Origin of the sequence: Exiguobacterium sp. U13-1, from assembly GCF_001750115.1 — a bacterium.
GTDB classification, from domain to species: Bacteria; Bacillota; Bacilli; order Exiguobacteriales; family Exiguobacteriaceae; genus Exiguobacterium_A; species Exiguobacterium_A acetylicum.
Map to the genome: position 1 here is coordinate 1,133,018 of NZ_CP015731.1, position 12,707 is coordinate 1,145,724.

General features: G+C 47.6%; 13 protein-coding genes. 4 read left to right on the plus strand and 9 right to left on the minus strand.

All coding sequences use genetic code 11. From position 1 onward, the window contains the following. Positions 1-9: 9 nt before the first annotated feature. Together ESP131_RS05760 and yfkAB are read right to left on the minus strand one after the other, a co-directional pair. Positions 10-192: a hypothetical protein gene (locus tag ESP131_RS05760; RefSeq protein WP_029340894.1), complete on the minus strand. Its 183-nt coding sequence runs from the start codon at positions 190-192 to the stop codon at positions 10-12. An 89-nt stretch (positions 193-281) separates the two neighbouring features. Next, a complete protein-coding gene (gene yfkAB / locus ESP131_RS05765; protein WP_035398770.1) occupies positions 282-1,394 on the minus strand; it encodes a radical SAM/CxCxxxxC motif protein YfkAB in 1,113 nt (370 codons plus the stop codon). An 84-nt stretch (positions 1,395-1,478) separates the two neighbouring features. Between yfkAB and ESP131_RS05770 the strand changes: the two genes are divergently transcribed. Beyond that, positions 1,479-1,691, plus strand: coding sequence for an SE1561 family protein (locus ESP131_RS05770; protein WP_023467294.1), 213 nt, complete (start codon positions 1,479-1,481; stop codon positions 1,689-1,691). Positions 1,692-1,731: 40 nt separating this feature from the next. Further along, a complete protein-coding gene (gene rlmD, locus ESP131_RS05775; RefSeq protein WP_047395164.1) occupies positions 1,732-3,117 on the plus strand; it encodes a 23S rRNA (uracil(1939)-C(5))-methyltransferase RlmD in 1,386 nt (461 codons plus the stop codon). Between the two features lie 50 nt (positions 3,118-3,167). Here rlmD and ESP131_RS05780 read toward each other — a convergent pair whose 3' ends face one another. From ESP131_RS05780 to ESP131_RS05810, 7 genes are all read right to left on the minus strand, one after another. Then, positions 3,168-4,046, minus strand: a complete 879-nt coding sequence (locus ESP131_RS05780; RefSeq protein ID WP_069940347.1) for an aldo/keto reductase — start codon at positions 4,044-4,046, stop codon at positions 3,168-3,170. 31 nt (positions 4,047-4,077) lie between these two features. Further along, a complete protein-coding gene (locus tag ESP131_RS05785) occupies positions 4,078-4,644 on the minus strand; it encodes a TVP38/TMEM64 family protein (protein ID WP_083254771.1) in 567 nt (188 codons plus the stop codon). After that, entirely contained in the window at positions 4,641-6,035 is a 1,395-nt protein-coding gene (locus ESP131_RS05790) for a sensor histidine kinase (protein ID WP_051656219.1), read from the minus strand. Before ESP131_RS05790 ends, ESP131_RS05785 begins: the two co-directional genes overlap by 4 nt. After that, a complete protein-coding gene (locus ESP131_RS05795) occupies positions 6,032-6,715 on the minus strand; it encodes a response regulator transcription factor (protein WP_023467299.1) in 684 nt (227 codons plus the stop codon). The genes ESP131_RS05790 and ESP131_RS05795 overlap by 4 nt, the downstream gene beginning before the upstream one ends. 127 nt (positions 6,716-6,842) lie before the next feature. After that, positions 6,843-7,403, minus strand: a complete 561-nt coding sequence (locus tag ESP131_RS05800) for a GNAT family N-acetyltransferase (protein ID WP_023467300.1) — start codon at positions 7,401-7,403, stop codon at positions 6,843-6,845. A 230-nt stretch (positions 7,404-7,633) separates the two neighbouring features. After that, positions 7,634-8,773 (minus strand): amidohydrolase, encoded by a 1,140-nt coding sequence (locus tag ESP131_RS05805; protein ID WP_029340900.1) that lies wholly within the window; start codon positions 8,771-8,773, stop codon positions 7,634-7,636. Positions 8,774-8,791: 18 nt separating this feature from the next. After that, a complete protein-coding gene (locus ESP131_RS05810; RefSeq protein WP_029340901.1) occupies positions 8,792-9,700 on the minus strand; it encodes a TIGR01777 family oxidoreductase in 909 nt (302 codons plus the stop codon). Between the two features lie 133 nt (positions 9,701-9,833). On the opposite strand from ESP131_RS05810, the gene ESP131_RS05815 reads away from it, so the two are divergent. Continuing rightward, complete coding sequence (locus ESP131_RS05815) at positions 9,834-10,649, plus strand: RecX family transcriptional regulator (protein ID WP_069940348.1); 816 nt, start codon at positions 9,834-9,836, stop codon at positions 10,647-10,649. A gap of 321 nt (positions 10,650-10,970) precedes the next feature. Beyond that, positions 10,971-12,698 (plus strand): ABC transporter ATP-binding protein, encoded by a 1,728-nt coding sequence (locus tag ESP131_RS05820; RefSeq protein WP_029340903.1) that lies wholly within the window; start codon positions 10,971-10,973, stop codon positions 12,696-12,698. The last annotated feature ends 9 nt before the right edge of the window (positions 12,699-12,707 follow it).

Consider the following 12,707-nt stretch of genomic DNA (forward strand, 5'->3'; position numbering starts at 1 on the left):
GGGCGTGCTTCATTTATTTTCTTGTTCAAAACGTGTCGGACGCGGCATATGCAGAAGATGTTCATCCCAATCTGTCTGATCGAACACTTCATCATGTTCGATGCTGTGTGAAGTACGAATCCCAACCATCATGACGAATAAGACCATGCTGAACGTACCGATGATTGCGACAATACCTACGAGCCATTCCATCCCGGTCACCCCTTTTTTTAGAAAACAGAATGTGTCTACTTTGTGACATTTTTCCCAGGACGCCATCGTTCAAAACCTATTTTTCATTCTTAAAGCCGGCTGGATTGTTTTGTGAAATCAATCTCAGGGTAATATGCGTTTTTCACAAGCGCATTTGGTCCAAGGCATTGCACAGCAGGACAGTGACACGACAAGCTTTTATTCAGTTCTGTCTCTTGCCACTGGGCATACGCATCATTGAAGGACGTCTCATGAATCGTACCGAGCGAAGCGAGTTCGTCGCCGAAATCAGTCACGATGATCTCGCCATCAAAGATGTTGACGTTAAGACGAGAACGACCATCTGGGTCATTGCGAACCGATACGTTTTTTTCTTGACGCAAGCGACGGTGCAATTCTAAATCTGCCTCTTCCATCGAACATGCGTAGAAAGGAAGTGTTCCGAACAACATCCAAACGTTCGGATCGCGGACGTCAAGCAAACGATGAATTCCGTCACGGATTTCAGATAAACTAGCTGCTTCGATCATTGACGCGAAGTCAGCGGGGTACATGGGATGCACTTCATGACGGACACAGCCCATATCGACGATTTCCTTATGGATTGCTTCAAGGTGTGGCAATGTCCGCTTGTTGATCATCGTCTCAGCAGACACGATGACACCTCGTGCATTCAGAACACGAGCATTCTCTTTCATCGTCTCGAAAAGCTTCGTCCGTGCTTCACGTGATGGTTTTCGTTCCATCATCGCAAAGCCACCATCGATGAAGTCATCGGCTGTTCCCCAGTTATGTGAGATGTGCAAGACATCTAGATAAGGAATGATTAATTCATAACGAGATAACGGAAGTGTTAAATTTGAGTTGATTTGGGTTTTAGCGCCACGTTCGTGGGCATACTTAAGTAAAGGGACGACATATTCCTTGACGGATTTCATCGAAAGCATCGGTTCTCCGCCTGTGATGGAAAAGGCACGCAGGTGTTCGATTTCATCCAGACGTTGAATGAGTAGTTCGACTGGGATTTCAGGTGACTCGCTACTGGATAACATGTAACCGACGGCGCAATGTTCACAGCGCATGTTACACAGTTTTGTCGTCGTGACTTCGATGTTCGTCAAACGGACGGTGCCGTATTGTTCAATGTCACGATAAGCTTCCCACGGATCGTTTGCGATCGTGATGGGTGATGATTGTGGCATAGGTACTCCTCCTTTTTAGTGCTCCACTTCGTATCGTATGCTAAAATAACGTCGGAATCCAGCGGAAGAAAGGAAGTCTGAATAATGGGAAAAGCAAGAACTGATAAACTTGGTCAAATGAATGTGCTAAAATCAAGGATGCAGCTTCTCTGTCATACAATCGATTCACTTGATGAATCATCAGATATCGAAGATTTGGAACGACTGATCGTATCACTAGATCAACTCAAGGCGAAGGTCGTTCGATATGCGAAGGATATGAAAGAACAAGAAGAAACGAAAAAAGCGGTAGATTGAGACCGCTTTTTCATTTGCACAAACGGAAAGGATGAAATCAATGGCAACAAAAATCAAATTAAAGACAGGTGAGATCCGTTCGGTCACGTGTTTACGGATGGGAATCAACGGTGAAGGGATTGCGACGCTCGAGCGACAAATCGTCTTCATCCCAGGATTACTCGTCGGGGAAACGGCACAGATCGAGATCACGGAAATTCATGCAAACTATGCGAATGCGAAAATCTTGAAGCGTGACGATCGTTCACCGGACCGCGTGACACCGCTTTGCCCGGTCTATAGTGTCTGTGGCGGCTGCCAATTACAACACATGAGTTACGACGGACAATTACGTTATAAGGAAGAGATGCTACGCAATGCTTTCTTAAAATCAACGAAATTGAATATCGAGAAAGCCGATATTCGTCCGACGATCGGTTCGAAAGAATGGGAATACCGCAACAAGTCACAATTCGTCGTCGGTAAACAAGGGAATGAAATCGTCAGCGGTCTCTATTCGGCCAATTCGAATCGTCTTGTCGCGATCGATGATTGTGTCGTTCAAAACAAAGATACGCTTCGTGTCAACCAAGCTGTCACGAAACTGCTCAACGATTATAAAGTACCCGTTTACCATGCAGCAAAACAAGACGGTGTCATGCGACACATCGTCGTCCGGACAGGAATCAAAACGGGCGAAATTCAAGTCGTACTGGTTGCCTTTAAAGACGGCTTCCGTGATTTAGAAGGTTTGTCACGCGATATCATGGATATCCCGGGGGTCGTTTCGGTCGCGCTGAACATTAATGATAAGTTAACGTCACGTGTCTTCGGAGAAGAGACAGAAGTCTTGCGTGGCGTTGAACGGATCGAAGAAGAGATGGGCGAGTTCACGTATCAATTGTCTCCTCGTGCTTTCTTCCAGTTGAATCCAGAACAGGCAGAGCGGATGTATGAAGAGATTGCGCGTGCCGCTGCTTTGACAGGCGAAGAGCGTGTCGTGGATGCATACGCAGGTGTCGGTTCAATTGGACTCTGGATCGCTAAAGGAGCAAAAGAAGTCCGCGGTATGGAGATCATTGAAGAAGCCGTTGAAGATGCCAATGCGCACATGAAGCAATACGGATTCGACCATGCCCACTACGTTGTCGGTAAGGCAGAAGCGTGGATTCCACGTTGGGTCAAGGAAGGCTGGATTCCAGATGTCTTCATCGTCGACCCACCACGCTCAGGTTGCGATACACAATTGTTGAACGCGATGATCTCGTCTAAAGCGAAAAAAATCATCTATGTTTCGTGTAACCCGCAGACGCTTGCCCGCGATTGTGATCACTTGATGAAAGCGGGATACAAGGTATCGTACATTCAGCCGTACGATATGTTCCCACAAACAGCGCACGTTGAAGCAATCGTCGTGCTCGAAAAAAAGAAAAAGAAAAAGTTCTAAATAACAAGCCCGTATGCACTCCTTGAACGAGTGGACATACGGGCTTTTTATCATGTTTGCGAGGGATAACCGAACGTCGCGTCACACTCAGCAAAGCGTTCCTTTAATTGAGCAACACGGTCAGCGGGTAATGGACCACGTTCGATCAGTTGCTGATTCAATGCGAGGTGTTCTGGTCGAGACGTGCCGATGATAGCCGTCGTGATTCCTGGCTCAAAAACCGTGAAACGAAGCGCTGTCTCAAGCCAACTGGATTCTTCGAGGGGATAAGCGAGTTGTTGCGCACGTTCCCAGTAAGGTTCGACATACTGTCCGACCGGACGCTCCGTGAAGCGCCACGGGGCATTTCCGATCGGACGTTTGGCGATGACACCGTGATTCGAAAGCGTAGGTAGGACTTGATCGACACGTTGGTCAAACAGATTAAACGATGTTTGGAAACTGTCGAAGCGATTCGTTTCGATAGCATATGTCAAGTCTTCCCGATCACCGGAATAAGCAATGACGCGAACTTTTCCAGCTTGTTTTGCTTGTTCAAGCGCTTCGATGACATCTCCTTGGGCGAGGATTTCTTGACTACAAGAATGTAAGTGTACGATGTCGAGATAATCCGTTTGTATCGTCTGTAAGGCTTGATCGATGCCACCATGGACCGCTTCAAAGGTCCAGTCCTGCGCACCGGGAACATCATAGCCGACTTTCGTCGACAGAATGACGTCGTGCCGACGATTCTTTAGAAATTGTCCGACGCGTTGCTCCGATAAGCCGTAGCCGCGTGCCGTATCGATCAGGTTGATGCCGAGATCACGTGCTCGTTCGAGTAAATAAACTGCTTCCCGGTCCGTCATCTGTTCTGCACCAATGTGACCGGCTCCGAACCCAAGCGGGGACACGAATAAATCAGATGTTCCAAAACGTCTTAACTCCACGAACAATACTTCCTTTCAGGTACCTGTAGTTTTAAATCGATGGTGTTCGTTTTTGATGAATACGGTATAGCAGATAACCAACGAGTGCCACGCCTGCAATCGACCATTGAACGATGAATGAGGATTGCATGAACTGATGGACGGCGAGCACTTCGACTAACATGGCTGGAATTTTTCCGATCGTACTCGCAGTCAGGAAAAGTAGAATCGAAATACCACTAGCGGCACTGACAATGTTGACGATGCCAGACGGAACGAACGGTAACAGCCGTAGCAAGATGATCGTCCAAAACGCTTCACGTCCTTGTTGTGCTTGCAGTTTTTGTTGCAAACGAGCGAATCGATCGGGAAGCGGACGACGAAGGGCATACCGCAGTCCTTTTCGGTAAAGTAGAAACGCACAAACCGCACCTAAGACTTCACCGATGAAAGAGAGCAATGTGCCCATCCATAATCCGAAATAGACGAGATTCGCAGCGGTGACGAACGTACTCGGTAGGACACCAAGTACACTGACGACGACGCCGACCAAGACACTAACGAATGGAGCGAACGGTCCAAAGAGTTCAAAGGTTTGGATGACATGTTGTTCCATCATTCGAATCCATCCTCTTCATCCGGAAGAAGCGGTAACTCGATGTGGACAGTCGTTCCTTCTCCAAGAACGGAGTCGAACCGGATCGTCCCATCATGACGATCGATGATGTGTTTCGTGATCGCAAGACCGAGACCAGTGCCACCATCTTTCCGCGTCCGTGATTTATCGACACGGTAAAAACGTTTTGTCAGTCGATCAAGATGTTCTTCCGGAATGCCTTCCCCTTCGTCCTGGATAAGACAATGCGTCCGGTCGCCGATCGTTTCAGTCGATAAGAAAATCTGTTTGCCAGGCGGTGTGTACCTTAAGGCGTTATCGAGTAAATTGCCGAAGACTTGCTCAAGGCGGTCCGTATCGCCTAAGACAATTTGATCTGGATCGAGGTTCATCACGAACGTGACTCCTTTTGACTGGGCGATGGGTTCCATCCGGTAGATGACATCTTCAAGTACTTGACTGAAGACAAGCGGTTGCTTCGACATCGGATAGGAATCGCGCTCGAGTTGAGCGAGATCGAGCAGATCATTGACGAGACGTTGCAGACGTTCCGTTTCCCGCTCAATAATTTGGTAATACTGCGCACGCTTTTCTTCCTCAAGCGAATCATCCTGCATCATCTCTGTGTAACCACGGATGTAGGAGAGAGGTGTTCGCAATTCATGACTGACGTTCGCGAGGAACTCTTTCCGCTGCTCGTCGACTTCCCCGAGCGATTCCGCCATCTTGTTTAACGTTTCTGCGAGTTCTCCGATCTCATCGTCCGATTGAATCGGAATCCGGTAATCAAAGTCACCTTGTGCATAAACAGTCGAGGCGCGCTTCATGTCGATCAACGGACGGATGATCGTATCGATGATTTGTCGTCCGAAGATGACGAGATTCAAGACAATCAGTCCGATCATGAAGAAGATCATCAAGCGGAGTGGGCGGAATGGTTCACTGATTTGCCCAAGTTCCAGGTACAAGATCAGCGTACCAACCAGTCGATTGTTTTCGATGATCGGAAACCCGGTCATCAAAATATCCGTTCCTTCAATCGGATGGGTCCGACTGGAGACGATGGTTTCACCGTTTCGAAGTTCTTCGATATCCGCATTCGTCAAAAAGCGCAGTCCAGCTGGATTTTTCTTCAGGAAATCGATAAAGAAGACTTTCGATTCCGTCAACTCATTCGTATAAGTCATTCCATCGTAAAAAGCACCAGATAATCCTTCAGATTCATAAATGTTGATCAGCTTTTCGCCTCGGTTCAATAAGATATCTTCCTGCGTTTGAAGATAGAATCGATCGTAGAGGTAGAACGTCAACAAGACGAATAAAATGGCGGAAAAAACGCTTGTGAACCAAATCGTGATCCAAATCCGGCGCCGGATCGTATAGCGCTTAATCATACTTCCTCGAATTTATAACCGATGCCCCAGACCGTTTGAATCGAGCCACCAGCTTCCCCGAGCTTTAAGCGAAGTGTTTTGATGTGTGTATCGACCGTCCGTAAGTTCCCGATATAGTCCGCACCCCAGATTTGATCGAGTAACTGTTCGCGAGAAAAGACCTTATCATTGTTTTGAGCGAACAGGTGCAACAAATCAAATTCCTTACGCGTCAGACTGACCGGCTTGCCATTGACGTGGACACTCCGACTTTCAGTGTCGAGTTCAAGCATGCCGAGCGTCAGGGTAGCCGATTGATCAACTGTAAAGCGATGAGAACGACGAAGAGTCGCTTCGATGCGAGCAAGCAATTCTCGAGGGCTGAATGGTTTTGTGATATAGTCATCAGCTCCGATTTTCAGACCGTGAATACGATCGAGCTCGTCCGAACGTGCCGTCAGCATGATGATCGGAACGTTTGAGAATTCACGGATGCGCATACATGCTGTCAAGCCGTCCATTTCCGGCATCATGACATCGAGTAGAACGAGATGGAATGTATTTTGTTGAATGAGATGGATCGCTTCTTGTCCGTTAGAAGCTGTCATCGTCGTGTAGTGTTCTTTTTCAAGATTCGAGACGAGAAGGTCACGCATTTGTGCTTCATCATCTACTACGAGAATGTTAAACGATTCTGGCATTAGTCTTCGCTCCATTTCCTGTAGAAGAAAGTGTTTCTTCCATAAAGATGAGTTTTCTTATTTATCATACCATTTCAAACTTTAGAAGCGCATGTGTGGACACAAAAAAGCATGAGAGACAAGGCTCTCATGCTTCGAGTTGTTGGTGATCGTATAGTGTTTCGAGCTCCCGACCATGAATGTACATGTGGAAACTAGATTTTGAGACTTCATATAGCGTGAACTGTGTCTCGCCGGCATTCAATTGCTCAAGAAGCGCAGGGCGCAACTCATCCGCGCAGAACGCATACGGCAATTTTTCAGCTGCTTTTTGTGACCGAATATTGCTTTTGCGAATTTTCATGAAGACACTTTCATATCCAAGCTCGAAGAACAGCTCAGAGAAGAAGGCTTCTTTCGCTAAATGATTGTATCCTTTACCATGATACGGTTTACCTAACCATGTACCGAGAAACCCATATTGTCCTTCGATATCGAGTAAACTAATCGTACCAATCGGTTGATCGAATTCATCTAGGATGGTACGTGATACGATTTCACCACGTTCTTCCTCTTCGATTGCCTGCTTTGTAGTAAACAGAAATTCATCAAAGTACCGTGTTTTTTGGCGGACGTACGGATATACGTCTTGATGCTGCATCAGTTCGAACAAATCAGCGCAGTCGCTCAGCTCCCGTTGCTTGAGCATACTTCCATTCCTCCTTTTAGGACCGCAAGAATGATTGTCGAAAGCTACCTGTCTGACTCGTTTGAACCGCGCATGGTATGCCTTCTTCAGTTGTCGGATAAGATAATATTACCTTCTTTTTTTAAAATTGCAAGAAAATAATTTTTGTGAAAAAAGATACAAAAACAAGATGTTTTCCGTAAGCGTCTAAAACCCCCGAAAGGTGCAATAAACACCTGGCGGGGGTGGAGTTAAGTCAAGTTCAGTTGAGCGTGTTCAAAAATGATTTTTCCATCAATCATCGTCATGAGCGGCTTCGCTAAATAGTCGAGTGGGAAGTGACTCCACAGGACGAGATCCGCGTCTTTTCCGGTCTCGATCGATCCGACACGATCGTCCACACCGAGCGAGCGGGCGGGATGAATCGTGATCGCGCGTAAGGCGATATCGACCGGTAGACCTTCTCGTGCGGCAAGACCAGCGCAGAGGTTCAAGTATTGGACAGGGGTGTACGGATGATCGGTCGTGATGGAGATTTCGAGACCGTGTTCATGGAGAACCCGGTACGTTTCCCATGTTTTATTCTTCAGTTCGATTTTAGACTTCCGCGTGAATGTCGGTCCAACTGTCACTTTTTCGATCGGCAATTGCTCCATTTCTTTTGCGACGAGATGACCTTCCGTACAATGTTCGATACGTAAATCAAGATCAAACTCTTCCGCGAAGCGAATAGCGGAAAGGATATCATCTGCTCGGTGCGCATGTACACGAAGCGGCATCTTATGATCAAGGACCCGTTTGATCATCTGATGAGCGAACGTTTCGGAAACTCGTTGTGTCCGAACTTCAAGAAAGGCTTCGCGCAACATCCCCATGATGCCCATCCGTGTGAGTTCACCGGCGCGGCCAGCACTATGGACACGCTTCGGGTTTTCACCGAGTGCCACCTTCAGACCCGCATACTTTCGAAGAATCATATCATCGATGAACCGTCCGTGCGTCTTGATGACACTCGTGACGCCACCGATGATGTTCATGCTACCAGGCATGACTTGAACGGTCGTGATCCCGTGTTCGACGGCTTCCTTAAAGCCTTCATCCAGCGGATAAACGCCATCAATGGCACGTAGATGAGGAGTCATCGCGAAAATCGTCTCATTCGCATCATTTCCGACGGTTCCGGTACCTTCGTCATATAATCCGAGATGTGTATGGGCATCGATGAAACCGGGCAATAAAAAGTGACCTTCTGCTTCAATGACTTGATCGTTTTCTAAATGATCCAGTAATTCACCGATTTCAATGATTTTCCCATCACGAATGCGGATGTCCCCATAAAAACTGTCCGAAGTAATCGGATAGATATGTGCATTTCGAATTAAGATATCCAAGTATCGTCCACCCCTGTACTAGTTTGAATGCTCGATTGCTCGCAATGCATCCTTTAGTTCAGCATACCGAAACTTGTATCCGTTTTCGAGCGCTTTTTTCGGAACGACACGAGCTCCTTCTAGTACAATCGTACTCTTTTCACCGAGTGCGAGTTCTAACGCGAAGCGTGGCGCCGGGAGCCAGTGTGGGCGATGTAAGACTTTTCCGATCGTCTGTCCGAAACGCCGCATCGTCTCCGGATGCGGAGCAGTGATGTTCATTGGTCCTTCGACTGTCGGGGTCTCAAGTGCGAATATGAATAAATCGACTAAATCGTCGATGTGGACCCAGGAGACCCACTGTTTTCCGTCGCCCATCGTTCCACCGCCAAACAAGACATAGGGCAGGCGCATTAACGGATAAGCGCCACCGGCTTTCGTTAGGACGACACCGATTCGTGGATGGACAAGTCGAATGCCAGCGTCAGCAATCGGGCGGGCAAGGTCTTCCCAGGCGACACAGACATGACTTAGGAAGTCAGCGGTCGGTGGAAGGGGTTGATCTTCGGAAAATGTTTGATGCCGATCTTGTCCGTAAATGCCAACCGCAGATGCAGACAATACGACATTCGGCTTTTGATCGAGTGCTTCAACGATTCGAACGAGCTCCTTCGTCGTGCTGACGCGACTGTCGAGAATGACACGTTTTCGTTCATCCGTCCAACGTCCGTCGTTGATCGAAGCGCCAGCCAGATGAATGAATGCATCGACGCCCTCTAAGTGCTGTTCCGGTTTTGCGTCTTCTGTCATCCACTTGATATATGTGACCTGCGCGTCATTCGCTTTCGGATGACGCGTTAAGATAAAGATGTGATGTCCTTGATCTAGTAAACGCTTCGTCAAGGCTTGACCAATCATACCAGTTCCGCCGGTAATCGCAATGTTCATGTAATCCATCCCCCCTGAAATAAGTAAAAGTGGCTTCTTTCCATTTGTTCCCGTTCCATGGTTTCACTCAAACATAGACCTGCCTGTTCATGATATCGTAGAACTACCGAATCAGGTTAGGGGAGGGAACGACATGAAGATCAAACGGATCTCGACACAGAAGAAGAACAGCGAACGATTCAACATCTATGTCGAGCGTGAGGGCAAAGAGGAATACGCCTTTGCCGTAGATGTGGATATCTTAATCAAATACAATCTGCAACGCGATAAGGAGCTCGATGACGACTTCGTCAAGGAAGTACTGACGGCTGAGGAACAGCAGAAGGCATATCGTCTCTCATTGAATCATTTATCATACCGGATGCGGGCAACAAGTGAGGTCGTCACGTATTTGACGGAAAAAGAGACACCGGAGCATGCGATTAAACATGCGATCGATCGATTGACGGAGCAACGCTATCTGGATGATCAACAGTTCGCGCTTGCTTATACGGCGACGAAAAAAGCAACGACACCACAAGGACCAGGAAAGATTCGCCGTGATCTAGAAGTATTGAAGATCCCAAAGACAGCAATTGATGAAGCAATCGCGACGTTTACGGATGAAGAGGAATATGAAAAAGTCCTGAAGTTTTTGCGGCAAAAGCAAAAAGAGCTTCAACGGCGTTCTGTACGCGAATTGACGCAAAAGCTACAGATGACACTCATGCAGCGCGGGTTCTCGTCCGATTTGATTAAAGCGGGCATTGAAGAGGTATTTTTAGCTGAAGAAGGTGACGAAGAAGAACAGGCGGCACTTTATCAAGCACGCAAGTATTATCCGAAGTACCGGCAACTCGAACCGTTTGAACGCGAACAGAAGGTGAAGCAAGCGCTCGTCCGAAAGGGATTTCCGTACGGTCTGGCAGCTCAAGTCCTCGAACAAATCAAAGAAGAAGAGGCGGAATAATAAAAGCAAGATGAAAAATTGACAATTATCCGACAATTGTGCTATTCTACGCACAGACTAAGAAAAGGAGGAACCGTCCTATGAAAAAGCCAATTGGTTTCACACACATCCAACAGCTGAATATGACGGAGACTCTTGAGCACGTATAAGTAATTCATTTCATGTGCGAGCAAGGGGATTCGTCTCCCGAGCGCGCAGACGAACAAGAATGCATCATGCCCATTTCAAGGCATACTGATTCTCGGACTGCATCCGGAAATCCGTATGCCTTTTTGCGTGCTCGGAAAAAACACTTCATTTCACAGTAAAGGGGGGACCCTCATGCGTTTATTTCGGCAATTGAGTTGGTTTCTAAAAGAACACAAATCATCTTACCTCGTAGCAGTCGTCTTACTGATTATCACGGGCTTCATCGATTTGACGCCGCCGTGGTTGATCGGAAAAGTGATCGACGGTTTACGCTCAGGTTCGATGGACCGAACGACACTCTTACAGTATGTCGGTGGATTAACGGTCATTTCCATCGTTTCCTTCATCTTGACGTATCTGTGGTTAGCGAAATTATTCGGAACGGCATTTTTATTAGAACGGACACTTCGGAGTCGCTTCTTTACGCACTTATTGAAACTGACGCCGACGTTCTACCAAAAGAATCGGACGGGAGACTTGATGGCGCTCGCGACGAACGACTTGAAGGCGGTCGAGCGGACAGCCGGATTTGGTGTCTTGACGCTCGTCGACTCGTTGAACATGACGGCAATCACCCTCGTCGTCATGGGGGTGGCGATCGATTGGAAGCTGACACTTGCTGCCTTGTTACCGATGCCACTTCTCGCCTACGCGATGAATAAGCTCGGAAGTCAAATTCACGGACGTTTCATCACTGCCCAGGATTCATTCGGAACGATGAATGACCAAGTTGTCGAGTCGATTTCCGGACTGCGTGTCATTCGCTCGTTCGTCCAAGAACCGGTCGATGTCAAACGCTTCGACGATGTCACGACGGATGTCTTTGAGAAAAACATGCACGTCGCAAAAATCGATGTCTTATTTGAACCGATCATCAAGCTGCTCGTCGGCTTCAGTTATTTGATCGGCTTATCGTTCGGGACATATCTCGTCTTTACGAACGACATCACGCTCGGACAATTGGTCGCCTTTAACATCTATCTCGGGATGCTGATTTGGCCGATGTACGCCTTTGGCGAATTGATCAACGTCATCCAGCGTGGAACAGCAAGTCTTGACCGCTTAGAAGCAACGATGCGAGTCAAACCGTTGATTGCTTCGACACCGCGGGAACACGTCGATCGCCCTGAACGGATCGAGATGAACGATTTGACGTTTACGTATCCAGAGACAGCCCATCCGGTCTTACGAGATTTGAATATGACGATCGAACAAGGAACAACGATCGGGATCGTCGGACCAACCGGATCCGGTAAAACGACGTTCTTGCGTCAATTCCTACGTGAGTATCCGATTGGACGGGACATGCTGACGGTCAATGGCATACCGTATGAAGATGTTGCGCTAGAGACGGTTCGCGGTTGGACGGGTTATGTGTCACAAGAACATTTACTATTCTCGAAATCCGTCCGGGACAATATCTTGTTCGGTGCAGGTGAAGCGACAGAAGAAGAATTGCAGGAAGCGATTCGTCTCGCATCCTTTGAAAAAGACATTGAAACGCTCGAACAAGGACTTGAGACGATGGTCGGTGAACGTGGCGTCACGTTGTCAGGCGGACAAAAGCAACGTCTATCGATCGCGCGGGCGATGTTAAAAAAACCAGAGTTGCTGTTGCTGGATGATTCACTATCAGCGGTAGACGCGAAAACGGAATCACATATCATTGATTCGATTCGATCGAATCGTCACCAATCCACGACATTAATTGTTGCCCATCGTTTGTCGGCAGTGGCACATGCGGACGAAATCATCGTCTTGCAAGATGGAATGATTTCTGAACGAGGAACACATGACAGCCTGATGGCACAAAATGGCTGGTACGCTCAACAATTCGAGCGACAAAGTGAAGAGATGTAAGGAGGTGCC